This is a genomic window from Paenibacillus sp. Soil724D2 (assembly GCF_001427935.1).
GTDB lineage: Bacteria > Bacillota > Bacilli > Paenibacillales > NBRC-103111 > Paenibacillus_E.
In genome coordinates this window covers 206,874-232,467 of record NZ_LMRY01000006.1, presented here as the reverse complement: position 1 = coordinate 232,467, position 25,594 = coordinate 206,874, and the positions used below count along the sequence as shown (strand labels likewise).

The following is a 25,594-nucleotide window of genomic DNA, read 5'->3' as shown; positions in this document are numbered from 1 at the left end:
ATTGAAGAGATATGTTGACAGAGCTTGCACATGCGCGTCATTTGGCGCAATTAGGACAACTGAAAGAGATTTTGGATGAAGCAGAGCTTGCCACGAATTTATTGGAGAAATCCGAAGCTATTCCGCTGCATGTGCTAATGGCAGGGTTTCAAGAGGATAGTAAGGGACGAGATCGATTCCTTCATTTTAGTTTTTTACCGTTGAATGATGATGAAATAGTCGCTATTCAACTGCTGCAAATCTACAGTACGCTACCGTTTCATCTTCAAGCGGGTGCTCGCGAAGGGGTAGCTGCGCTTTTACTGGAAGTTAATACTCGCTTACCAATAGGCCACTTTGGTGTGAATGAAGAGGGCGAGATCCATTATCGCTATGTATACAGCCTATCGGCTTCGCGTACGTTCGAGAGTGATGAAGTGTTAGAAATTCTTACCCTATTCGCGTATATGTGTGACATGTTCGGAGAGCACATCGAGCTGGTTGCCAGCGGTGAAGCAAAAGCAGAGCAGGTCATTCAATCCTTAAGATCATAAGAATGAACCAGGAAGACCTCCAAACCCACATTGCGGTTGGAGGTCTTTCTCGGATTGTCATTTCCTCGGAAATATTCGACTTATTTCACCTTGTTTTGCAGCAGCTCAATGATCTGCTTACCGGGATCTCTCATTTCGCCGCCAGCAGGACGATTTCCATTGCCATTCTTGCCGCCGGTTCGATCGGGTGCAGTAGCGTTGGGTTGTGCAGAAGCATCTGGTTTATTTTCTATACTTCCAGATTGACCATTTCGATTGCCTTTGCCATCGGCGCTGTTTCCGTTATTCCGAGGTCCATTTGCACCTCCGTTTCCTCGATTGTTCATACGAGCAGCTGAATCTTCTATAAATTTCTTCTGTGCGTCCGTTAGCTTTTCAAACAGTTTGGTCTTGTTTTCATCGCTAAGTTCAGCTTTTGTGATGATTTCTTGAGCAACGGGCAGCATGGCTTGAGCCTGTTCCTTCGTAATGGTAAGTCCATCTGTTTTGTCTAGCATGAGCAGGGTCTGAAACGTACTGAACATTTGTCTTTGCGCAGCATTCATGACAGGTCGGTCTTGAGCATTTTGCTTGCCGTCTGCCTGGGATTGTCCATTTTGTTGTTGCTGCTGCGGTTGTGCGGAGCTTGCTGCAGCTGGTTGTGAGGATGACGCATTCCCACAACCGCTAAGTAATACGGGCATAAGGATGCATAAGCCCGCTATTTTTGTCATTTTCATCATGCTATGTATCACTCCTATCAATCATCTTCTTCACAATCGTACACGACAATTATGAAAAATCTGAGAAGAGAAGCTGAATAATACATAAAAGTTAGCTTAAAATGTGCTTAGGTGAAAGAGAAAGTTAGTGCCTGCTCAAGCAATAGTCTTTTTATAATAAAGGAAATATGTAGTTATGGGGAGGTTATTTATGCAGGAGCTTGTTGGGGAGTGCAAGGCATGTAAACAGCCAATTTTCTGCAAGGATGGATTTATTGACGGCGTAGTGTTAGACGATAACACCTTAATATGTTTCGAATGTTTTGATAGAGAGAGCGAAATCAACAGCTAGCAGAACAAAAAAGCTACGACGGGCCAATTAACGCACACTGCTAATGAAACCAACCGGAAATAGACGTTTAACGGACCAGGATGCCGTTAACTGCCTATTTGGAGCGATGATTCCATGCTTACGGACTTCAGCGCCGTTATTCGGTTTCAATCTCTCTTATTTTCATAATTTGAAGTAGATTAAGGGCTGTCGAGTCAATAAAATTTTCAAATTCAATCTTTTTCGGGGATTAACGTCGCTCCAGTCCTTTAGCCTGGAAAGATGAATCTGAAGTTGATTTCACACCCATTTCCTTACTCAACAGCTGTATGTTGGTCGGTCAGTCGTAGAAAAAAAAGAAGCTGCTCAGGCAGCTCCTCAACTAAACTTGTTTCACACTTTTGATGGTTAAGTTGGGAATATCACTCTTCAAAGCGTACCGCCTGTTCAGCAGATAGCCGAAAAGGGAGGCCAGAGATTGCTGGAACAGCATTCCTAGTACAACGGGGACAGCCACAGGAGGCGGGAAGTAGGCAACTGCGATTACCGCGCCAGCACTAATATTACGCATCCCGCTGTTAAACGTAAGTGCTACGACGACGTCTTGTTCCCATCGCATGAGCTTGGCGGCCAGCCACCCTAGAATGTAACCAAGTGAGGCTATGAATAGAACAAATCCGGCTAAACCTAGTAATTTAGCATTAAAATCACGCAAATAAGGGGCGATTACGGAGCTGTTGATAGCGACAACGATGCCCATGGTTATTTTCGAAAAAGGACCGAGACGCCCACTCCATTGTTCTTTAATTTTGCCGCGTGTCCATTGATTCAACAGCATGCCAAGGATAGAAGGTAGAACGATCATCAGGAATAGACCTTTCATCATACCGAGGGTATCCAAATGTATTTTGGTGCCAATTAACGCAGATAAAGTGTAGGGAACGACAAAGGGTGAAAGAATGGTGTCCATGAGTATAATCGATAACGTGAGCACGATATTTCCGCGATAAATGGCTACCCAAACGAAGCTTGAAATGCCGGTAGGTATGGCTGCTGCTAAGATGAGGCCAGTTATGGTCATGGGCTCATGGCTATATACGACATGCCCGAGACCCATCGCAATCAGCGGCATCGCGACATGTAGAATCAACAATGTAGTTAGGAGTGGAAGAGGCTGAACGACCACTTTGACGAATTCTTTGAAGCTGGAGCTTATGCTGCCTGCAAAGGTCATAAAGGCAAACAACCAAGGAGATAAATAGGTGAATCCGGATAAATGACTGCCTAGTAAAACACCGATAAGAACGCTGACAGGTGTGATCAGCGGCAAGATTTTTTCTAATTGACGATTCAATTGAGACAGCATTGAGGTGTACATCCTTCCATTAACCATCATAGGCAGCTTAGTCTCCCTATTATAAGAGTTGGAAAGGGTAGTGACTAGACCCCCATTGTTATGAATGGAAATTGGGCGAGCCTTTTTAGACCTCTGGAGAAATTGGTTAAAAGGGTGCTTAGAAATAAATGAAAACGTTTGCAATGAATTTGGCTATTGGATATAATTGGCGTACAAGAAAGGTGTTTACACTGTGTAAATAGGTTGTTTTTACGGATAGCTTCTGCATCGAGGAGTGTTTTTATGAAAAGCAGATGGGAACAGGAATTAGAGGAACAAAGAAATAAACGGCGGCAGGAAATTATTTTAGCTGCTCAGGAGCTTTTTTTGGAAAAAGATTTGTCAGGTGTAACGATGAAAGACATCGGGCATCAATTGGGGATCAGCCGTGTGACACTTTACAAATATTATAACTCGATGGATGAGCTGGCGTTTGAGGTTCAGATGAAGGTTTTAGACGAATTATTTAGATATGTTGATTCTCACAAAAACGGTGAACGAGCCGAAGAGAAAATGCGGAATTTGTTATTAGCTTGGCAGGATTTTACCCAGACTAGACCTAGTTATTTGCGTTTTATTGGACTGTTTGATCACTATTACCGGGAAAAGTATCCAACCCGCGAATTAGAAGAGAAGTACAGAATATTCATCAAAAATGTCTTTCCATCGCCTGTTCAGCTTATTCAGGAAGGCATTCAAGATGGTTCGATCCGTCCTGATCTGGATCCAGCCAAATCTTCAGCTATGATTGCAAACACGATGATGAGCATGACGCAGCGAATGGCATCAAGGGGGAATATCCTTCGTGAAGAACAAGAGATCGATCCAGGCGAGATGATGCGGCAGTTAATTGACATGATCATGGCCTATCTGAAACCCGAAGCGACTTCAATCTGATCAAGTAAGCATTCATGAGAGGGGGGGCTATTAGTCGTGCAATTTCGTACGTTGCCTCTGTTCAAGTCACTGCGTTTTAAGCTGATATTTGGTTTGCTTATTATTGTCATCCCCATCGTGGCTTTCATGATCTATAACAACTTGTACGCAATCAAAGTTGTTCGGAATCAAGTGGCCCAATCGAACAAAAATTTAATCAGCTTATATATGGGACAGATCGACCGTAATTTGGATGAGGTAGATAAGTATTTATTCAACTTCGCTGCGCAAGACACGGGACTGCTGGTACTTGATGTGCAGCGAGATCAAAATGCGGATCGGTACTCTTTTACGAAAATTCAAATAAATAATAAGTTATTAAAAGACCTCCCTAGTTATAAAGCAATGGATATGTTCTTTGTTTACTCGGAGCCGAATCAAGATTTATTGACAGTTATGAGTGATCAAGTCACTTACACCAGACAGGAAGCCGTTGAAAATAGCATTAAGACCATTTTTCAAGACCAACGCGATGGTTCAAATCAGACAAGTCTGAGAGAATGGTTCATGCTAAAGCTCGGAGATCAATACTTTTTGACCCGTGTGATCAAATATGGGAATGTCTATATCGGGGCATGGACGGATGCGAGTAAATTAATGGTGCCGCTGAACCTGGTTGATTTGGGCAACAACGGCAGGGCGCTGCTGGTTACGGACCAGTTCGAGACCATGTCTAACCAAACTTTTGTACAAGAAAATCAAATTAATTTGAACGATGTTGGAACGGATTATAAACTCACTGGAAAAAATGAAAAATTCCTAGTCGTTGGCGAAAAATCCGCGAAAGGCCGTTTTAGATTAATCGCTGCCATACCAGACAGCATCATTCTGGAGAATCTTCCTTTTCTTCGCCGAATAGTATCGTTCATTTTGTTGGGATCGCTTATTCTGTTCCCTTTCATTTTATTTCTTTTAAGGAAAATTATCTTAGTTCCGATAAACCGTATCATGATGGCTATGAGGAGAATCGAAGACGGGAATTTGGACGTCCGTATAACCTACAGCCCTTCTGTCATTGAATTCGACAAGATGAACCAATCCTTCAATCGCATGATATCGCAAATACAGGAATTGAAAATCAACGTTTTGGAAGAACAATTAAATCATCAGAAGGCCGAACTCAAACATTTGCAGCTTCAAATTAATCCGCACTTTTTTTTGAATTCGTTAAACATTATTTATAATTTGGCGCAGGTGAAAGACTTTGCACTGATTCAGGAAATGGTTCTATGTCTCGTAGAATATTTCCGCTTTATGTTTCGGAGCAACATGGCATTCGTCGCTTTAAGGGATGAAGTCCAGCATACTCTTAATTACTTTCGTATCCAGGAGATGCGGTTTCCCAAAAATTTGACTTATGATCTTTCTGTACCGGACAGCCTGATGGACGTAGTGGTTCCTCCGCTTGTTATTCAGACCTTTGTGGAAAATACAATCAAACACGCAGTTAGCATGGATAAACAGGTTCATATTGGTATAATCATCGAAGCCATAGAGGTTAATAGAATTCGTATACGGGTGCAGGATACTGGAAAAGGATTTCCTGAAGATGTTTTGGCTCGGCTGCAGATGGAAATGGATATCGGTAACGGAGAAGGTCATCATATCGGGATATGGAATGTGCAGCGCCGATTGCGCCTGCTGTATCAGGATCAAGCCCAGATCACGTTTTCAAATGGTGCTGGTCATGGCGCAGTAATTGAAATTCTCATCCCATTTCATGAGAAGGAAAGAGGAGAAGTCTATGCTTCAATTGCTGGTCGTGGACGATGAAATTCATGCCGTACGAGGGATAAAAGCGGGGGTAGAGTGGGACCAACTTGGATTTTCAAGGGTTCATGAAGCTTTTAACATACGGCAGGCGAAGGAAATCTTTTTAACCCAAAAAATTGATATTCTGCTTTGCGACATTGAAATGCCGGAAGGTGATGGATTTCAACTGTTATCTTGGGTCAAAGAACATTCTCCGGATACCGAGTCCCTCTTCTTAACCTGTCATGCTGATTTCGAATTCGCGCAAAAAGCGATTCAATTGGGAAGTCTGGATTATATGCTCAAGCCTGTTCGCTTTCCGGAATTGGAAAAAGCCGTTCGAAAAGCGATCGAACAATTGGAAAAGAAAAGAGGATTGGTTCAATTTAATGAAACCTATAAGCAATACTATCAGTTATGGGAATCGTACCAACCGATGGTTGTTGAGCGCTTCTGGCAGGATTTAATCCATAGGTCAATCCCTTCGAATAAGGTTCAAATCAAAGAGATTATGGCGAAGCAAAATATACCTTATAGTGATACAGCCTTATTTGTGCCGATATGGGTCAGTGTACAGCGTTGGCATAAAAAACTGACTCTTCGTGAAGAAAAAATAATGGAATACGCCTTGCGCAACTCGTTGGAAGAATTGGCTGTACGGAAAGAGTCAAACGGCCAAATCGTTCAGGTCAAAAGCGGAGGGTTACTGGCCATCCTCTCGGTCGGCCCGGGCAGCAAGATCGATAAAGAGAAGCTAAGGAGCGAATTACAGGGTTATATCGATGCTTGTAACCATTACTTTTTCTGTGATCTTTGTTGTTATATCGGTACTCCCGTATATACGGAGGGAATGCTGGAGATGTTCGAATCCTTAGTCACGTTGGAGTCCAACAATGTCACACAAACGAATAAAATTTTCTTCTTGGGTGAACAACGATGCAGCTGCTACGATACATATCAAGTCCCTAAAATGAACGGATGGGCGGAATTGCTCAAATGTGGATGCAAAGGGAAACTGCTGAAAGAAATCGATCAAAGTTTGGACGCAATGAAGCAGATGGAAAGACTCGATGCCAAATTGCTGCGCGGATTTTATGAGGACTTTCTCCAAATGATTCATCACGTATTGCATTATAAAGGCTTGAGGGCGCATCAGGTTTTTTCGGAAGAGCTCCTGTCAATGCAAGCATCGTCCGTTTCCCGTTCCATAGCTGATCTTAGACAATGGATAAACACGATGATTGAAGAAGCTGCGGGTCGCATTCATTCTGTGGCTGAAAGCCAAACCGTTATTGAAAAAGCGAAACAATATATCGCTCAGCGCGTCAACGAAGATGTTTCGCGGGAGGATATCGCCAGCCATGTGAATATGAATCCAGACTACCTGACAAGAATCTTTAAGAAAGAAACCGGCTTAACGATTTCTGATTATGTTCTTCAGGAACGGGTAGAATTGGCCAAAGAGATGCTGGTGAAGACGGATCTTCCGATTGGAAACATCGCTGCCTCGGTGGGCTATAATAATTTTTCCCATTTCTCAAAAATGTTCAAGAAAGCGACGGCCATTAATCCGCAGGATTACCGCAAATTGTATGAAACTTACCAGACATAAGGTTCCTTAAACATGAGATCGTTCCCTTCTCGGGTTCGGTCTTTTTTGTTCAAAAAGAAGTCGGAAATGCGATAACAGGAAGTCGGGAAACAGGTAGAGTGCATAGTGGCATTTATATATGATGAAAGTATAACGGATGAGGGGGGAACGATGTGGGGACAACGACAACAACTAGGACAAATACAGCGACCGCGACAGCTGCTGGGATAACGGCAACGACATCAATAACCAGAAAAAAACTGAGAAAGCTATGGAGGTATGCCCCACTGTTTGTGATGGTCATACCCGAAATCATTTATCTAATCATCAACAACTATTTGCCGATGTTTGGCTTGGTTATCGCATTCAAAGACGTTAACTTTACGAAAGGAATTTGGGCCAGTGATTGGGTAGGATTAAAAAATTTCGAGTACCTGTTCAAAACCTCCGACGCGATGCTGATTACCCGAAATACGATTCTATATAATTCGGCTTTTATTATCATTAATCTGATCATCGCCGTCGGCGTAGCTATTTTGCTGAATGAAGTGAAGAAGAAATTATTTGCCCGGTTTTACCAAAGCGTCATTCTCATCCCCTATTTGATTTCTATGGTTATTGTTGGTTATTTGGTGCTTGCCATGCTAAGTGGAGAAACCGGTTACATTAATAAACAAGTCCTGCCTATGCTTGGAATGGAACCAATCTCATGGTATAGCGAAGCCAAATATTGGCCGTATATATTGACCTTTGTGAACATTTGGAAGCATGTTGGATACTTATGTGTCATCTATTTAGCGGCGATTATCGGAATCGATCCTGAATATTACGAAGCGGCCAGGATTGACGGAGCGAGTAAATGGCAGCAGATCACGAACATTACAATCCCTTTAATCGCTCCGGTAATCGTGATTATGACGCTGCTGCAAATTGGTCGTATATTTTACTCGGAGTTCGGATTGTTCTATCAAGTGCCGCTTGATACGGGCGCGCTCTTTCCTACAACCAACGTTATCGATACGTATGTCTATAGGGCTTTACTAAGATTAGGCGACATTGGCATGTCTTCGGCAGCGGGCCTATATCAATCCGTTGTGGGATTCATTCTCGTACTCATCTCGAATTACGTGGTGAGCAAGCGAAACAGCGATAACGCTTTGTTTTAATAAGGAGGGAATTCAATTGAAAGTAAAAAGCCAACTGTACCAAGCGATCATTCATGTTTTCTTTATTGGCATTGTTTGTCTCTGTCTTCTTCCGTTTTTTCTTCTCGTGATTACTTCTTTTACCGATGAAATGACCATTGTATCAGAAGGGTATTCCTTCCTACCGAGTAAATTCAGCTTGGCAGCATACGAATTTTTGTGGAACGATTCCTCCAACATATTTCGGGCTTACGGCATAACCATCCTAGTTACGGTAGTTGGTACGTTTGTAGGGCTGTCAATTACTGCCCTGTGCGCCTATCCATTATCTAGAAAGGATATGCTGATTCGCAAGCCGCTCTCGTTTATTGTGTTCTTCACACTGCTGTTTAACGGAGGCCTGGTCCCCACCTATCTGGTGTATACACAAGTGTTCGATATGAAAAACACACTGCTGGCCTTAATCATTCCCGGTTTGCTATCCAACGGATTTTATGTGCTGATTATGCGAACCTTTTTTATGACTTCAATCCCAACCCCGGTTATTGAATCAGCATCGATTGACGGGGCTGGGGAATTTAAAATCTTTTTCCAGATCGTGCTTCCGCTCTCTCTTCCAATCCTGGCTACAGTTGGCTTGATGCAAACGATCGGCTATTGGAACGATTGGTTCAACGGATTAATCTATGTCACCGACAGTAAGCTGTTCAGTTTGCAGAACTTGTTAAACCGGATTTTGTTAAACGCGCAATTTTTGTCAAGCAACGCGAGCAGCAGCACGACGGAACTTGCTGCAAGCAGTAACATTCCGATGGAATCGGTCCGCATGGCTATGGCGGTTATTGGGACTATTCCATTGCTGATCGCATACCCTTTTTTCCAAAAATATTTCGTCAAAGGTCTCGTCATTGGAGCAGTCAAAGGCTAGGCTATACTCGGCATCAGCCGGTTAGCATAAATAGAATATAAAACAGGGAGGCTACGAAATGAGAGGGAATAGAAAAAACGTCCAAACAGCGCTAGCGGGAATGATAGCCGTTTCTCTTCTATTGACGGCATGCAGCAACGGTAGCGGTGGCTCTGCGGCTACAACCGCACCCAGTGCGGCAGGAGAAACAGGAAAGGCGAAGTCAGACTTAAAACCTTATGAACTAACAGTGGCCTACTATAAAATTGGTAACAACAAGGATCTGCAGGAGGTCCAGGATGCCGTTAACAAACTAACCAAAGAGAAAATTAATGCAACGGTTAAATTTGTACCTATTGACCCTGCTGCGTATCAGCAACAAATCAATCTGATGCTTGCGAGCAATGAAAATTTGGACTTGCTAGTCACTTTGACAGCACTTGGCTACGGTACACAAGCGGCAAAAGGACAGCTTGTTCCTTTAGAGGATCTGCTTAAGAAATATGGACAGGATATTGCCAAGGTCGTCACACCGGAGATTCAAAAAGCGACGATGGCCAGCGGTAAACTATATGGCATACCTAGTGTACGAGACTGGGCAGCCGACTACGGCATCCTGATGCGCAAAGATATTGTTGATAAATACAAGATTGATCTAAGCAAGATCAAAACCTTTGATGATTTGGATGCGGTATTCAAGGTCGTCAAAGATAATGAGCCGAATATGGCGGCTATTGTTCCGGAAGGCGGGGGTACGTCCTATATCGCGTCCATTGCACCTGGCTTTATGGACCCATTGAATGATGATAATGGCGTGCTGCCGGACCATGATAATAACCTGAAGGTAGTCAATTGGTTTGAATCGAAGTCATATTCCGATCTATTGAAAATGGTCAGAAGATGGTATCTGGACGGCTATATCCCGAAAGATATCGCTACAAACAAAATCCGCCCTGAGGACCTTGTGAAGGCCGGCAAAGCTTTTTCCTTTACAGTGCATATGAAGCCTGGCTACGAAACGAAGGAAGCCATCTTGACGGGCACACCGATGGTTGCAGCTCGCATTATCCCACCTGTCACTTCTACGTCGTCGATTGCAAACGTCATGTTCAGTATCGCCAAAAACTCGAAGGATCCGGAGAGAGCCATGATGTTCCTTAACTTGCTTTACTCCGACAAAGAGTTGATCAACTTGATAGACTATGGCATTGAAGGAAAGCACTACGTCAAAAAGGGTGACTTGATCAGCTTTCCGAATGGCGTTGATACGCAGAATGCCACCTATAGCCCGAATCATGGATGGGAGTGGGGCAATCAATTCCTTTCCTACATCTGGGAAACGGATCCTGTTAGTCTTTGGAAAGATCAGGCTGATTTCAACAAATCGTCCAAAAAATCAAAAGCGCTCGGCTTCAGCTTCACAGTCGATCCAGTTAAAACGGAAGTGGCCGCTGTTCAAAGCGTGAAGGACCAGTTTAAATTAGGCTTGGAAACCGGTACGCTGGATCCGGATAAAAACTTGCCTGAATTTATAAGCAAAATGAAGGCTTCAGGCATGGACAAAATTATAGCTGAGAAGCAAAAGCAGCTTGATGAATGGGCGAAAACCAATAAGTAGTATTTTGCGAGGAGCAGCTTGCATGTCACCTTCAGAGATACAGGAGAGAAACATACCGTTTGTACCGGTAATGACCGCGATTTTTTTCGGATCCGTTCTGGCGACACTTGGAATGAGTTCGATAAGTGTAGCGTTCCCCGTGTTGATGGGTCAATTTCATACCGATTTGACGACTATGCAGTGGACGATGACGGGCTACTTACTGGCAACCGGAGTGGTAGCGCCCGTCACCGGCTATCTTGGGGAAAAGATCAGCACCAAGTACCTTTATGTCGCTGCGCTTATTGGCTATACGCTGATTTCAGGGCTTTGCGCTTTCGCATGGAATATTGAATCGTTAATTGCGTTTCGAATTATACAGGGTATATTTGGCGGGATGATCTTGCCAGCTACGATGATGATCCTTTATCAGGTGATTCCCCGAGCCAAGCAGGCGTTTGCGCTCAGCATGTGGACCTTGTCAACGATGCTTTCGCCTGCGTTCGGACCTTTATTGGCAGGCTGGCTGATCGGAAAGTTCGAATGGAAATGGCTGTTCTTCATGGACATTCCGTTCGGCATTGCGGCAGTTGCAGTCGCTTGGCGGCTTATTCCCTATTACAAACTGAATACACCGAAAACGTTCGATTTGCCCGGCTTGGGTACCGTAATTCTGAGCAGCGGCTCCCTCCTGATCGCCTTCAGTGAAGCGCATGCATGGGGGTGGAGCTCGTGGAGAACGTTATCGCTGCTCGCTTTCGGCTTCCTGATGCTCGGGTGCTTCATTCGGAGAGAATTGACGGTCCCCGAGCCGCTCTTGAATTTGAAGGTATTTGTCAATGTGAAATATACCGTTAGCCTTGCCGTGCTGGCCATTATTACACTCAACTTGTATTCAGGCGCCTATTTGATACCGGTGTTCCTGCAGAACGTTCAGGGGGCATCCGCGCTGGAGGTCGGTTTGATCTTACTTCCGGCCACACTTGCGATGGCAGGTGTGATGCCGCTCGTCGGTAAGTTGTATATGAGAATAGCCCCGCAATGGCTGATCGTTTCCGGAATTCTATTGATTGCAGTTGGAACGTTAGCTATAGGCCATCTGGATGTGAACGTATCGCAATGGTACATCACTCTGTGGCTAACCATACGCTACATCGGGCTTTCGTTAACGATCATGCCGCTTACCAATGTCGGTATGGAGGCCATCCCGCGTGAACTGTCCGGTCACGCTTCATCGGTGAATAACTGGATCCGCCAAGTCTTCGGTTCCTTCTCCATCGCGTTGTTTACTTCACTTATGGCATCACGGTTGTCCGTACACAACCAAGCGCTTGGTCTAGATGGGGCTGCGGAAGCCCAGCGAAAGTTGCTGAAGGCGGAAGCCTTCACGATGAGCTCCAATGACGTATATATCGTGGCGACGTTGATCGTATTAGTTGGCCTTCCTCTCGTATGGACGCTGTTTAGAAGCAAGCCTCGGCAAGAAAGGCTAGCGAGCCATAAGCTTCGGAACATCCAAAATTTAACACAAAAGGAGCAGTTAAAATGAGCATTTCAATTGGCGTTAATTTATTTTCAGTCTTTCAGGCCTTAAACAACGACTATTTTGGCACCCTTGAAAAGGTAGCTGCAGCAGGCTATACCAATGTGGAATTAATCACTACCAATTTTATGACAGGCGTCCGATACAGTGATTCATTCCCTTTGCAAACCATCAAAAATAAACTGGATGAATTAGGGCTTAAGCCCATAGCTGCCCATGAACGACTGGATCAAGATGCCCAGAATTGGGATCAGTTAATTAAAGAAAATGTTGAAATTGGTTGCAAAGCAATTGTATTGCCGTCTGCCTGGATCAAAAATCGTGAAGATACACTGAAAACCGCAGAACAATTGAATGCAATCGGAAAAAAATGCAAGGAAAACGGGTTGCAATTTTACTTTCATAATCACTTCCATGAATTCAAAAGATGGGGAGATACGACCTTATACGATATTTTAGTTGAAAATACGGACCCGTCCTATGTCAAATTTGAGTTGGATTTGGTCTGGGTTATGCGCGCAGGACTTGATCCCATGGCCATTCTTGAGAAATTAGGCAGCCGATGCGATATCGTCCATCAGAAAGATTTAAATAAAGATATCGTCATTCTAAACGTATTTGACGCGCTCCAGCCAGGTGATGAAGATTTGGATATGATGCAGCTATATCGCGGGAAGGGATACATACAAGCAGGTGACTTTGTGGATCTTGGAACCGGCGTAATAGACTTCAAAGCCACCTACGACAAAATAAAAGAAATGGGCACTATCCAATATGCCTTTATTGAAAACGAGGGTATAAGCGATGATAAATTTACAAGTATAGAGAATGATTTAAAGCTTTTGCAAAGGTATGTATAGAGCCGCAAAATGGCGAATTTGATCATAGGGAGTGTTCGATCATGTCATCAGCTAAATTAAAAATCGCAATTATAGGCTGCGGCGGCATTGCCAACCAAAAGCATATGCCTTCTTTAGCCAAACTCACCCATTTAGGCGAAATGGTTGCTTTCTGCGATATCGTTGAAGAGCGGGCCGTGAAAGCTGCAAAGGAATTTGGGACGGAACAGGCCAAAGTTTATTTGGACTATAAGGAATTATTGCAAGATGAGTCTATAGACGTTATTCATGTGTTGACTCCCAATCTCCAACATTCCTTCATAACGGTAGCTGCGTTGGAGGCGGGCAAGCATGTCATGTGCGAAAAGCCGATGGCTATCAATTCTGTTGAAGCTAAAAAGATGTTAGAGGCAAGCAAGAAGACAGGAAGAAAATTAACGATCGGTTACCAAAATAGGTTCCGAGACGATTCACAGGTATTGTACAAAGCATGCCGCCATGGTGAGTTCGGCGATATTTATATGGCCAAAGCCCATGCCCTTCGCAGACGCGGAGTTCCGACCTGGGGCGTTTTTACGGACAAAGAACAGCAAGGCGGCGGACCGTTGATCGATATTGGCACACATGCGCTGGATTTATCTCTCTGGTTCATGGACAACTACAAGCCAAAATCGGTGACAGGTTCAGTTTTCCATAAATTAGGTGATAAGTTCGAAGGCAATCTGTTCGGTCCATGGGATCCGGAAACCTATGAAGTAGAAGATTCAGCCTTCGGATTTATCAAGATGGAGAATGGGGCAACGATATTCCTGGAATGCGCTTGGGCGCTGAATATAACCGATACCAGAGAAGCTATGACTACCCTGTGCGGGACAGAGGGCGGAGCGGAAATGAAAGGCAGCCCTGCAATGGGCAAAGGTGAGTTAGTGTTTAACAGCGCTAAGTTTGGAAAGCTAGTCGAAACCAAGGCAACAACAGGCGGAGGCATCGCTTATTTCGACGCAGGTGCCGAAGAGCCAGGTGTGAAAGAGGCCAGACAATGGCTGGAAAGTATTCTCAATGACACGGAGCCTCTTGTTAAACCTGAGCAGGCCTTTGTTGTTACTCAGATTTTGGAGGCCATTTATGAATCGGCAAAAACGGGGGAAACGATTGAATTTTGATCGTTGCTGATAGATCTGTTGAATAGAAAAAGGAGTAAAAATTTTCAATAAAAATTTTTATTTCCAAGTGATGGATGACGTGCTATGATATTTAACAATTGCATACGAATGAATCCCTAGGGGCGCCGCAAGGCTGAGACAGAGCAATCTGAACCCTTTGAACCTGAACTGGGTCATACCAGCGGAGGAAAGTGGAACGATCATTGGAGCCCCATCTTTGTATGTTTATTAGGCGGCGCAACCTACAACCACTTTTCTTTGGAAAAGTGGTTTTTTTCGTGCCTGAAATTAAGTTCTTTGGTGAAATTGTTTATTTAAACCCATTCCATACCGTGTGTGGCACAGAAAGTAGCTGGGCCTTAAATTGCGATTCTATCTGGATTTCTGCACTGTAGTGATGTTTTTCATCGCTAAAGTTAGTGTAAGAGGAAAAGTGTCTCTGTAGCGATGTAAAACATGCTTAAAACCCGAATATGAGGTTGAAATAGGGAGATTTTCGAACTGTAGTGATGGTTTTCATCACTACAGTTAATGTGAAGGGGGAATGTGTCTCCGTAGCGATGAAAAACATGCTTATAACCCGAATATGAGGTTGAAATAGGGAGATATTCGCTCTGTAGTGATGTTTTTCATCGCTAAAGTTAGTGTGAAGGGGAAATGTGTCTCCGTAGCGATGAAAAACATGCTTATAACCCGAATATGAGGTTGAAATAGGAAGATTTTCGCTCTGTAGTGATGTTTTTCATCGCTAAAGTTAGTGTGAAGTGGGAATGTGTCTCCGTAGCGATGAAAAACATGCTTATAACCCGAATATGAGGTTGAAATAAGGAGATTTTCGCTCTTTAGTGATGTTTTTCATCACAAAGTTAGTGTGAAGTGGGAATGTGTCTCCGTAGCGATGAAAAACAGCTTATAACCCGAATATGAGGTTGAAATAGGGAGATTTTCGCTCTATAGTGATGTTTTTCATCGCTAAAGTTAGTGTAAGAGGAAAAGTGTCTCTGTAGCGATGAAAAACATGCTTAAAACCTGAATATACGGTTGAAATAGGAAGATTTTCACTCTGTAGTGATGTTTTTCATCGCTAAAGTTAATGTGAAGGGGAAATGTGTCTACGTAGCGATGAAAAACATGCTTAAAACCCGAATATGAGGTCGAAATAAGGAGATTTTCGCTCTGTAGTGATGTTTTTCATCACTAAAGTTAGTGTGAAGTGGGAATGTGTCTCCGTAGCGATGAAAAACATGCTTATAATCGGAAAGTTAAGCTGAATAAGTAGCGCAAGAAAGGAGTTGAGACTCATCATGACTGGGTATGAACTGCATGTCATTTCCAATGGCAGGCTAGCGTGGACAGAGCTGGCGGCGGTTGCAGCTGAGATTCACCCCTATGTTACGGCCATTCATATACGTGAAAAGACGAAATCATTAGACGAGATTTTCTTAGGTGTCCAGTTTTTGCTCGAATCAGGTATTCCGGCGAAAAGCCTATATATCAATGGTTACCCGTCCATTGTCACGGCTGCAGCTTTAGGCGGATTACAGCTCCAGGGCAGCACCCCGCCGCTTTCAACCCTAAGAGAATTCTGTCAGGGAGTGCAGAGGATCGGCGTATCGATACATAGTGCGGAGGAAGCAAAGCAGCGAGAGCGGGAGGGGGCGGATTATGTGATGTTCGGTCATATTTTTCCTACGAATTCTAAGTTGGGCAGCCCACCTCGGGGGTTGGGGTCGCTCAGTGATGTAGCAGCCCAAGTAACAATTCCGATTATTGCGATCGGAGGTATGACACATGAGCGGGTGAGGCTAGTTCTGGAAGCGGGAGCCTCCGGTATAGCTGTGATGAGTGGGATATGGGAAGCGGAAGACCCGCTAACAGCAGTGAAAGCTTACACCAGAGAGCTTGAGCGAAAGGAGGTGGGATAAATGAAACATATGAACGATGTAATCATCGTAGGCGGCGGAGTTATTGGCTCCTCGATTGCCTATAACTTGGCAAAGCGAGGCCAGTCCGTCCTGCTCCTCGAGCGCGGAAGACTTGGTATGGAAGCCTCGTCGGCGGCGGCGGGCATGCTCGGAGCACAATCCGAGATGGAGGATACAGGACCGCTTTTCCAGTGGGCCCGGCAAAGCCGAGCGATGTTCCCCCAGCTGAGCGAGGAACTGAAAGCTCTCACGGGCATCGACATCGGTCTAGTCCGTGAAGGTCTGCTGAACGTGGCGCTCAGCGACGTTCAAGAGCAAGAGCTGCGCGCGAGAGAGAAGCTCCAACGCGCAGCGGGCGAGCAGGCGGAGTGGCTGAGCGCAGCTGCAGCCGCCAAGCTCGAGCCCGCCTTGAGCGGGGCGACGCGCGGAGCCTTATACCTGCCGGGCGATGGGCAGGTAGAGGCGCCGCTGCTAGCGGCGACGTTCGCGCAGGCAGCCCGGGTGCTGGGGGCGAAGGTGCAGGAATTCGCCCAGGTCCAAGGGCTGCTGACGGAGCGAGGCCGAGCCGTCGGGGTTATGACGAGCGAAGGTCCGCTCTATAGCGACCACGTCGTCGTGGCGGCAGGCACGTGGAGCGGACAGCTAATGGCAGGTATCGGCGTCGACCTGCCGGTGTATCCCGTAAAGGGCGAGTGCTTCTCTGTTCTTACGACGAAGCCGTTGCCCAGAAAGACCCTGTTCACGACAGGGTGCTATATCGTCCCGAAAGCCGGAGGAAGACTGCTGGTCGGCGCGACCGTAGTGCCAAACAGCTACGATCGCAAGGTGTCGCTGGCTGGGCTGGCTGAGCTGATGGATCGCGCGAGGATGCTCATGCCGGTGCTAGGCGAAGCCGAGTGGGAGAAAGCTTGGTCGGGTCTGCGACCGCAGACGGCAGACGGGCTGCCGTACATCGGCAAAGTGCCGGCGTACGATGGTTTATATGCCGCTTGCGGGCATTACCGCAATGGGATTTTGCTCAGTCCGATCACCGGTAAGGTGATTGCGGATTTCGTTTTGGGCGGGGGAGAGGAGAACTTTCAGCCGGAGCTTGAGCTAGGGTTTGAGATTGTTTCCGGATCAGAGACGAGATCAGAGACGGGTTCGGAAATAGGACCAGGGACAGGATCCGAGGCAGAATCAGAGACAGGAGCACAGACCTTTTCGGCTTTGCGATCATTGCTCGATGCTTTTAGTCCTGATCTTTCTGGGCAATCGAAGCGGATCGGGCGGGGTGAAGGGAAACTATTGTCAGCCGCAGGAAAGGAGCTGTACAGCATTGAAGCTGCACATTAATGGGCAAAGCGTAGATATTCCAGATTCGATCCGAACTATTGAGGAGCTGCTCGCGCATTTTGATTTGAGTGAGAAAATGCTCGTCGTGGAACATAATGAAAACATTTTACAAAAAGAAGATCACGCGAAAGTTGAGCTTTCTGAAGGACACAAAATCGAAATCGTTCATTTTGTTGGAGGAGGATAATTCTTATGTTAAAAATCGGTCCTTACGAGTTTCGTTCACGTCTATTGCTAGGCACGGGAAAGTTCCCCGATTTCAATATTCAGAAGCAGTCGGTTGAGGTTAGTGAATCTCAGATTTTGACGTTTGCGGTGCGGCGTATGAATATTTTTGAAGCGAGTCAGCCTAATTTCTTGTCGATGCTGGATGTATCGAAGTTCACTTTACTGCCGAATACAGCAGGCGCCAAAACAGCTGAAGAAGCTGTACGTATCGCGAGACTAGCGAAGGCTTCCGGATTATGCGACATGATCAAAGTCGAGGTTATTGGAGACGAGATGACGCTGCTGCCTGACCCGGTTGAAACGTTGAAAGCCTCGGAAATGCTGCTGGAGGAGGGCTTCATTGTGCTGCCGTACACATCAGATGATGTTCTTTTAGCCAAACGCTTGCAAGCCCTCGGAGTTCATGCCATTATGCCTGGCGCATCGCCAATCGGAACAGGTCAAGGCATCATTAATCCGCTGAACCTGAGCTTCATTATTGAGCAAGCAACCGTACCTGTAATCGTCGATGCGGGCATTGGCGCTCCTTCGGACGCGGCGCTAGCTATGGAGATGGGAGCTGATGGTGTGCTGCTCAACACCGCTGTGTCGGGTGCCAAGGATCCAGTCAAAATGGCTTATGCCATGAAATTGGCGATTGAAGCCGGACGTGCCGGCTTCGAAGCGGGGCGTATTCCGAAGAAGCGGTACGCATCGGCTAGTAGTCCGATGGAGGGCTTTAGTCGCGTTTAGTCGTATTTCGGGTTTATGGTGCTAGCAAAGAAATTAGAATAAGCATATAGGCTTGGAAACGAGCTTACGTGCGTCATTGACTAAGATAGGCTCAGAAACCGAGCCTAAAGAAGCCGCAACTGTTGTGAAGCTGAGATATTGTGTCTGAGAGGACGGACATGTAGAGGTTGAAGCTGAAAGGGGGAGTAAGATGTCTGTTTACAAAGCATTGACGATCGCGGGTTCGGATAGCGGAGGAGGTGCGGGGATTCAAGCAGATCTGAAGACGTTCCAAGAGCTGGGCGTTTATGGGATGTCGGTCATTACCGCCGTGACAGCGCAGAATACGCTGGGTGTTCAAGGGGTTTATCCAATGAGCGCTGAAGCGATCGAGCAGCAGTTGGCCTCTATTGGGGAGGATTTACCTCCCAATGCGCTCAAAACAGGGATGTTATTCAGTGGTGAGATTATACGAATCGTAGCTGCAGCGATACAAACCTACAAGTGGGAGCGTGTCGTGATCGACCCAGTGATGATAGCTAAAGGCGGCGCCTCCTTACTTCAGCAAGAGGCTATTGATGCGATGATTCACTCTTTATTGCCGCTGGCCGATGTGGTTACACCGAACATACCTGAAGCTGAGGCGCTTAGCGGCTTGCAAATAATGGACAGCGAGTCGCGTCAGCAGGCTGCGAAGCGGATTCATCTCTACGGCTGCAAGAACGTGATGATTAAAGGCGGTCATGAAGTGAATACGGAGCATGCCACTGATTTGTTGTTTGACGGGAAGGCATTCACGGAGTTTTCGTCCAGACGCTTGGTTACCAAGCATACACACGGCACAGGTTGCACGTTTGCTGCTGCGGTCACTTCGGGACTTGCGCAGGGCTTAACGACGAAAGAAGCCATCCAACTGGCAAAAAGATTCATCCAAGCTGCAATTGCGGAGCCATTACACATAGGCAGCGGTCATGGCCCTACGAACCATTGGGCATATCAACGTGGAGTTAGAGCGAGCAATGCACGCTCGGTGGCGAATGAGCTTGATAGCGCGTCAGCTAGCGGGCAGCTAAAGAGTGATAGGGCTGTGGACGCTGAAGCTAATGCGGCTAACTTAAATGACATTTTCGTCAACGAGGATGTTTTCACTCAAGGTGCACGATGAATAGCGAGCAGCTGCGCAAAGCGCTGCGTCTGTATCTGGTCATGGGCAGTCCGAACTGTGGCGGGGCTGACCCGTATGTTGTGCTGGAGGCAGCGATTGCCGGCGGCATCACGATGTTTCAGTTCCGCGAGAAGGGCGCCGGAGCCCTGCAGGGGGCGGCGAAGCTCGAGCTAGGCGCGCGGCTGCGCCGCCTGTGCGCGCAGCACGCGATCCCCTTCATCGTCAACGATGATGAAGGGCTCGCTCTAGAGCTTGCGGCCGATGGCATTCACATCGGCCAAGAAGACGCCCCAGCCGCCGCCGTGCGGCAGCGGCTGAAAAACATGATCGTTGGCGTCTCGGCCCACGATCTCGCAGAAGCCCGGGCGGCGCTCGCCGAAGGCGCCGACTATCTGGGCGTAGGCCCCCAATACGCCACGCGCACGAAGCTGGATGCGCGTGAGGTCCAGGGGCCTGCCGTCATCCAGCGGATTCGCGCAGGCGGTATCCGGCTGCCGCTCGTTGGCATCGGAGGCATCGATGCTGCGAATGCATCCCGCGTCATCCTCGCAGGGGCGGATGGCGTAGCCGTAGTAAGCGCGATTGCAAGCGCGCACTCCCCCCGTGAAGCTACAGCTGAGCTGCTTAGAAACATCAAATAGAGGAGGAATTCGCATGACAACGACGAATAGTAGTTCCGTAAAAGACGTCCAAATTTCGACATTTCCAGGTAGTAAAAAGGTATATGTACAAGGCTCAAGACCAGATATTCAAGTGCCAATGAGGGAAATTTCTTTGGGTACCTCCACAAATCTACACGGAGAAGAAGTAGCTAATGAGCCTGTGCAGGTTTATGACACAAGTGGTGTATATACCGACATAGAATTGAAAACGGATATCCGTCAGGGTCTTCCTGCTAATCGCTTAACATGGATCGAAGAGCGTTGTGATGTTGAATCTTATGTTGGACGTGAAGTGAAGCCAGAAGATAATGGGCTCGCAACTCCTGATGCAAAAGGGGCCGCTGAAATATTCCCAGGTTTACACCGTAGACCGCTCCGAGCTAAGCAAGGATGCAACGTGACTCAGATGCATTATGCGCGCCAAGGCATCATTACACCTGAAATGGAGTACATTGCGATTCGAGAGAATCTCGATGCTGATTTCGTTCGCAAAGAGGTTGCTATTGGTCGTGCTATCATTCCTTCCAATATTAATCATCCCGAAAGCGAGCCGATGATCATCGGACGCAACTTCCTTGTGAAAATTAATGCCAATATCGGAAATTCCGCCGTCGCTTCTTCCATTGAAGAAGAAGTAGAAAAAATGACGTGGGCTACCAGGTGGGGCGCCGACACGATTATGGATTTATCGACAGGGAAAAACATACATACAACACGCGAATGGATCATCCGCAACTCCCCGGTTCCTGTTGGAACGGTGCCGCTATATCAAGCACTCGAAAAAGTGAACGGCAAAGCAGAGGACCTCACTTGGGAAGTGTACCGTGACACACTGATTGAGCAAGCAGAACAGGGTGTTAGCTATTTCACGATCCATGCGGGCGTACTGCTTCGTTACATCCCTATGACAGCTAAGCGCGTAACGGGTATTGTCTCCCGTGGTGGATCCATCATGGCTGCATGGTGCCTAGCTCACCACCAAGAGAACTTTCTCTATACGCATTTCGAAGATATTTGTGAAATTATGAAAGCTTACGACGTCGCCTTCTCGCTTGGTGACGGACTGCGCCCTGGCTCGATCGCGGACGCGAACGATGAAGCTCAATTCGCCGAACTGGAAACACTTGGCGAGCTGACGAAAATTGCTTGGAAGCACGACGTCCAAGTCATGGTTGAAGGACCAGGCCACGTGCCGATGCACCTGGTCAAAGAAAATATGGACCGTCAGCTGGAAGTTTGCCAAGAAGCGCCATTCTACACGCTTGGACCGCTGACGACCGACATTGCGCCAGGCTACGACCATATTACCTCTGCCATTGGGGCAGCGATGATCGGCTGGTTCGGCACGGCGATGCTGTGCTATGTGACGCCGAAGGAGCATCTCGGCCTGCCGAATAAAGAGGACGTACGCGTTGGGGTCATCACGTACAAGATCGCTGCGCACGCCGCAGATCTGGCTAAGGGTCATCCGGGAGCGCAAATTCGCGACAACGCGTTGTCGAAGGCGCGCTTCGAGTTCCGCTGGCGCGACCAGTTCAATCTCTCGCTTGATCCGGAACGCGCCATCGAGTACCACGATGAGACGCTGCCGGCCGAAGGCGCGAAGACAGCGCACTTCTGCTCCATGTGTGGACCGAAGTTTTGCAGTATGCGCATTACGCAAGATATAAGGCAGTACGCACACGCACAAGGGCTTGATGAAGAGTCCGCGCGAAACAGCGGCATGGAGGAGAAGTCCAAAGAATTCCGTGAAGCAGGAAGCCAAATTTATCGATAAAATTGAGGGACGTTTCCACCATTTATGGGTGACAGAAACGTCCCTTTTTGCTACCATAGAGAAAAGCTTAACTTCGTTAATCCGTTAAAGCGTTGAAATGGTAAGAAATGAGGACATTCATGCTTGCCGAGACTGCAATTGACATGAAATCCTTTTCGCATTATGATACGGTTAAAAAGATTTGACCGTCGTTTAATTAATCTCATTAAGAGATTAAGAGTTGACCATGAGCGCATGTTTAAGGGCAAGATTGGTACAATAGAGGGAGGTCGAGTCCATATGAAGCTGCAACCGGTTTATATTATTGAAGAACTTGAGCAATTGAAAACGATAAGTGATCCACTTCGCGCTAAGGTGTTACTTTATCTAATAGAGAAAGCTTACACCGGTCAGCAATTGGCCAAACTGCTGGGAATGGCACGTGCGAAAGTACATTATCATTTGAATGAGCTTGAGAAGCATGGCTTGATTTCGGTCGTTCGTACGGAACTGAAGAATGGTATTTTGCAAAAATTTTATCGTGCAGTAGCCCGCGGCTTTGTTCCTAGTGAAAAACTGCTGCCTTACGTCTCTGAGGTAGAGAATTACTATCGCGAGAGGACGCTTAGCGTACTTGGACGTGCCAGACGCAGAGCGATTAATGCCCCCGAAGAGGCGTTTCAAATTCCTTCTTCTGATCGTACGCAATGGCCGATTATCATGACCCAAGTCGAAGTCAAAATGAGCAAAGAGAAATATGCAGAATGGCTGAGAAAGTTTCGCGCTCTTATTTTTGAGCTCGATGCGTCGCAGGAAGAAAATGGGGAGTGGTTCTATTTGACTACGGTCGGCTTTCAAACGAATGAGCCGTCTTTTGACCCTGTTGTAGAAGAAAAGGAGAGATAAAGTATGCTGGATCCAAGATTAACGAAACTCGCTGATGTGCTTGTGAATTATTCGGTTAAGGCGCAGCCTGGCGAAAATATTTTGATAGAAGCGTATGGCATTGATTCTGCTCTTGTCAAAGAGATCGTGAAAAAGGTTCACGCAGCTGGCGCGCACCCTTTCGTCAATGTAAGGGATCATGTGATTATGCGTCAGCTCATCATGAACGGTACAGAAGCTCAAATGCAAACATGGGCAGATGCCGATGCTTTCCAAATGAAACAAATGCAAGGCTACATAGGTGTACGCGGCGGAGCCAATATTTATGAACTGTCGGATATTCCGGCAGATCGGATGAAGCTGTACAATTCGATTTATTATCAACAGGTTCATTTTGATGTCCGCGTGAAGGATACGAGATGGGTCGTTCTTCGTTACCCGACATCCTCCATGGCGCAGCTTGCTAGCATGAGTACAGATGAGTTCGAGGAGTTCTACTTCAACGTATGTACGATGGATTATGGCAAAATGTCCAAAGCTATGGATGCTTTGAAAGAACTAATGGATCGCACGGATAAAGTGCGCCTCGTTGGACCAGGCACGGATTTGACGTTCTCGATTAAAGGAATCGGCGGCGTTAAATGTGATGGGGAGCTCAACATCCCGGATGGCGAGGTTTACTCTGCTCCAGTTCGTGAGTCGGTGAATGGTATCATTTCCTACAACACACCAACGCCTCATGATGGCTTCATTTTTGAGAATATCGTACTTGAATTCGAAAATGGTAAAATCATAAAAGCAACAGCTAACGATACAGATCGAATTAATGAAATTTTCGATATGGATGAAGGTGCGCGTTATGTAGGGGAGTTCGCGATTGGTGTTAATCCTTACATTCAAGAGCCGATGAAAGATACGCTTTTCGATGAGAAAATCGACGGCAGCTTCCACTTCACACCTGGAAATTGCTACGATGATGCTTACAACGGCAACAAATCCTCCCTGCACTGGGATATCGTGAATATCCAACGTCCGGAATACGGCGGCGGCGAAATTTGGTTTGACGATGTGCTGATTCGTAAGGACGGTATTTTCGTACTGCCTGAGCTTCTACAGCTGAATCCGGAAAAGCTAAAATAGAGTAGACGAGATATTCGGTAATTATTCTCAGGATTTCATCCTGTTCTGATTACCCTCTCCATAGTCCCAACAAAAAAAGGTTGTCCAAAGTCACAAAGACTTGGGCGACCTTTTTCTATGACCTTTTTCAATTTCTGTTTGGCGACTTTTCAATGGCACTTCTATTGCTGTCTAGCAACCTTTTCAAATGCACCTTTTTCATTCGTTATCTAGCCGTCTGCCCAACTCGCAGTCCACAATTAAACCCGCCGCTGCTGGGCCTGGTACTGCCGAGGAGGAAGGCCGACAGCCTTCTTAAACGTTCGGATAAAGTTGGAGTAGTCGTTGAAGCCTGCTAGCTGGCACGTATCTGTGACGGTAGAGCCCTCGCGCAGCAGCTGTTTCGCTTTGGCGATGCGCTTAAACAAAATATGCTCATGAATGGTGCTGCCTGTGTGTTTTTTGAACAGCCTGCATAGGTAGGAACGATTCATGAATACGACGTGTTCAAGTACCTCGAGCGATAGATCTTGATCTAAATTTTCGTCAATATAGGTGAATAGAGAGGAGAGCTTGTCGGGAATCATGATCTGTTCCTCTTGTTTGCCCTGGTTTTGGAAAATTCGATTGATAAACACGAGCAGTTCGATAAAGGCTGAAACAAACAGGATTTCCGATCCTGGGAGCGCTTGAGGTCGCTTATGCATTTCCATACGCTCATAAAGCTTCATAATGTCATCAATTTGCTGCGGAGTCAGCCTCATCCGGTTTTGCTCACCAAATATCCGGTTATTGAAGCAATCGAGCAAGTTAAACTGCGGAGAATTAAACGTCTCCACCAGCCTAGGATTAAAATGGATCACGACGTTCTCATATCGCTGCTTTTTGGATTGGAAATTAGGTCTGTGCAATTCATTACTGTGCATGATCAGCAGGTCCCCATACTGCAAAGGGTAAACCTGTTTTTCGATGAAATAATGAACATCTCCAGTAAGGAAAAAATAAATTTCATATTGGTCTTGGTGCTGGTGAAAATCCAATGGAATCGGATCATGGGTCACGGCATGTCTGAAATTGATCATGCGATGTAGATTCTGGTAAAGTTCCTGCATGTGAAGCTCTCCTCTATTTAGCTGGAGTCAATATTAGCAAACTTTTGCCCAATTAATGCAATGAATACGTTTTTATTATACTGCAAAATAAAGAATAGATAAACAATCAACCTGCTCTGAAGCATATTCCGTCCGCATCGAGCTTTAGCTCGATCGGAGTCTAAACTTACCATTTAAAGCGGTTATACATCACCGAATTGCTTCGATAAGAGTTTAGACAATGCTTTGCGGGGGCCCCAAATGAAATTAGGAGGCATATTCA

General features: G+C 46.2%; 21 protein-coding genes, 1 pseudogene and 1 riboswitch. Of the genes and pseudogenes, 19 read left to right on the top strand and 3 right to left on the bottom strand.

Annotated features, from left to right (window positions below; genetic code table 11):
- Positions 1-11 precede the first annotated feature (11 nt).
- Entirely contained in the window at positions 12-533 is a 522-nt protein-coding gene (locus tag ASG85_RS08415; protein ID WP_060645920.1) for a YbjN domain-containing protein, read from the top strand.
- Between the two features lie 80 nt (positions 534-613).
- Here ASG85_RS08415 and ASG85_RS08410 read toward each other — a convergent pair whose 3' ends face one another.
- Both ASG85_RS08410 and ASG85_RS08405 read right to left on the bottom strand, forming a co-directional pair.
- Positions 614-1,255, bottom strand: a complete 642-nt coding sequence (locus ASG85_RS08410) for a hypothetical protein (RefSeq protein ID WP_060645919.1) — start codon at positions 1,253-1,255, stop codon at positions 614-616.
- A gap of 692 nt (positions 1,256-1,947) precedes the next feature.
- Positions 1,948-2,931 (bottom strand): bile acid:sodium symporter family protein, encoded by a 984-nt coding sequence (locus ASG85_RS08405; protein WP_057304170.1) that lies wholly within the window; start codon positions 2,929-2,931, stop codon positions 1,948-1,950.
- A 273-nt stretch (positions 2,932-3,204) separates the two neighbouring features.
- On the opposite strand from ASG85_RS08405, the gene ASG85_RS08400 reads away from it, so the two are divergent.
- From ASG85_RS08400 to ASG85_RS08315, 18 genes and pseudogenes are all read left to right on the top strand, one after another.
- Positions 3,205-3,858 (top strand): TetR/AcrR family transcriptional regulator, encoded by a 654-nt coding sequence (locus ASG85_RS08400; protein ID WP_060645918.1) that lies wholly within the window; start codon positions 3,205-3,207, stop codon positions 3,856-3,858.
- 36 nt (positions 3,859-3,894) lie between these two features.
- Positions 3,895-5,670 (top strand): sensor histidine kinase, encoded by a 1,776-nt coding sequence (locus tag ASG85_RS08395; protein WP_057304172.1) that lies wholly within the window; start codon positions 3,895-3,897, stop codon positions 5,668-5,670.
- Positions 5,642-7,261: a helix-turn-helix domain-containing protein gene (locus ASG85_RS08390; protein WP_060645917.1), complete on the top strand. Its 1,620-nt coding sequence runs from the start codon at positions 5,642-5,644 to the stop codon at positions 7,259-7,261. The genes ASG85_RS08395 and ASG85_RS08390 overlap by 29 nt, the downstream gene beginning before the upstream one ends.
- A 275-nt stretch (positions 7,262-7,536) precedes the next feature.
- Positions 7,537-8,406, top strand: coding sequence for an ABC transporter permease (locus ASG85_RS08385; protein WP_082562244.1), 870 nt, complete (start codon positions 7,537-7,539; stop codon positions 8,404-8,406).
- A 16-nt stretch (positions 8,407-8,422) separates the two neighbouring features.
- On the top strand, positions 8,423-9,313 hold the full coding sequence (locus ASG85_RS08380) for a carbohydrate ABC transporter permease (protein WP_057304174.1): 891 nt from the start codon (positions 8,423-8,425) through the stop codon (positions 9,311-9,313).
- A 58-nt stretch (positions 9,314-9,371) separates the two neighbouring features.
- The gene (locus ASG85_RS08375) at positions 9,372-10,910 is read left to right on the top strand and encodes an ABC transporter substrate-binding protein (protein WP_060645916.1); all 1,539 of its coding nucleotides are present in this window, start codon (positions 9,372-9,374) and stop codon (positions 10,908-10,910) included.
- 22 nt (positions 10,911-10,932) lie between these two features.
- The gene (locus tag ASG85_RS08370; protein WP_060645915.1) at positions 10,933-12,438 is read left to right on the top strand and encodes an MDR family MFS transporter; all 1,506 of its coding nucleotides are present in this window, start codon (positions 10,933-10,935) and stop codon (positions 12,436-12,438) included.
- Positions 12,435-13,292, top strand: a complete 858-nt coding sequence (locus ASG85_RS08365; protein WP_060645914.1) for a sugar phosphate isomerase/epimerase family protein — start codon at positions 12,435-12,437, stop codon at positions 13,290-13,292. Before ASG85_RS08370 ends, ASG85_RS08365 begins: the two co-directional genes overlap by 4 nt.
- 41 nt (positions 13,293-13,333) lie before the next feature.
- Entirely contained in the window at positions 13,334-14,434 is a 1,101-nt protein-coding gene (locus tag ASG85_RS08360; protein ID WP_060645913.1) for a Gfo/Idh/MocA family protein, read from the top strand.
- Between the two features lie 108 nt (positions 14,435-14,542).
- A riboswitch (TPP riboswitch) is annotated at positions 14,543-14,641 on the top strand.
- 1,097 nt (positions 14,642-15,738) lie between these two features.
- Positions 15,739-16,359, top strand: a complete 621-nt coding sequence (locus ASG85_RS08355) for a DUF561 domain-containing protein (protein ID WP_060645912.1) — start codon at positions 15,739-15,741, stop codon at positions 16,357-16,359.
- Complete coding sequence (gene thiO / locus ASG85_RS08350; protein WP_063860214.1) at positions 16,360-17,694, top strand: glycine oxidase ThiO; 1,335 nt, start codon at positions 16,360-16,362, stop codon at positions 17,692-17,694.
- Complete coding sequence (gene thiS / locus ASG85_RS08345) at positions 17,678-17,881, top strand: sulfur carrier protein ThiS (protein ID WP_047687046.1); 204 nt, start codon at positions 17,678-17,680, stop codon at positions 17,879-17,881. Before thiO ends, thiS begins: the two co-directional genes overlap by 17 nt.
- 5 nt (positions 17,882-17,886) lie before the next feature.
- Positions 17,887-18,654, top strand: a complete 768-nt coding sequence (locus ASG85_RS08340) for a thiazole synthase (protein ID WP_060645911.1) — start codon at positions 17,887-17,889, stop codon at positions 18,652-18,654.
- 190 nt (positions 18,655-18,844) lie between these two features.
- Positions 18,845-19,633 (top strand): annotated as a pseudogene (thiD, locus tag ASG85_RS08335) (bifunctional hydroxymethylpyrimidine kinase/phosphomethylpyrimidine kinase); the annotation flags it as partial.
- A gap of 161 nt (positions 19,634-19,794) precedes the next feature.
- Positions 19,795-20,439, top strand: a complete 645-nt coding sequence (gene thiE / locus ASG85_RS08330) for a thiamine phosphate synthase (RefSeq protein ID WP_060645910.1) — start codon at positions 19,795-19,797, stop codon at positions 20,437-20,439.
- A 13-nt stretch (positions 20,440-20,452) separates the two neighbouring features.
- On the top strand, positions 20,453-22,237 hold the full coding sequence (gene thiC / locus ASG85_RS08325) for a phosphomethylpyrimidine synthase ThiC (protein WP_057304181.1): 1,785 nt from the start codon (positions 20,453-20,455) through the stop codon (positions 22,235-22,237).
- A 279-nt stretch (positions 22,238-22,516) separates the two neighbouring features.
- The gene (locus ASG85_RS08320) at positions 22,517-23,122 is read left to right on the top strand and encodes an ArsR/SmtB family transcription factor (protein ID WP_057304182.1); all 606 of its coding nucleotides are present in this window, start codon (positions 22,517-22,519) and stop codon (positions 23,120-23,122) included.
- A 3-nt stretch (positions 23,123-23,125) separates the two neighbouring features.
- Positions 23,126-24,241, top strand: coding sequence for an aminopeptidase (locus tag ASG85_RS08315; RefSeq protein ID WP_060645909.1), 1,116 nt, complete (start codon positions 23,126-23,128; stop codon positions 24,239-24,241).
- Positions 24,242-24,480: 239 nt separating this feature from the next.
- Here the strand turns inward: ASG85_RS08315 and ASG85_RS08310 are convergent, their stop codons facing one another.
- Positions 24,481-25,332: an AraC family transcriptional regulator gene (locus tag ASG85_RS08310; RefSeq protein ID WP_057304184.1), complete on the bottom strand. Its 852-nt coding sequence runs from the start codon at positions 25,330-25,332 to the stop codon at positions 24,481-24,483.
- Between the last annotated feature and the right edge of the window lie 262 nt (positions 25,333-25,594).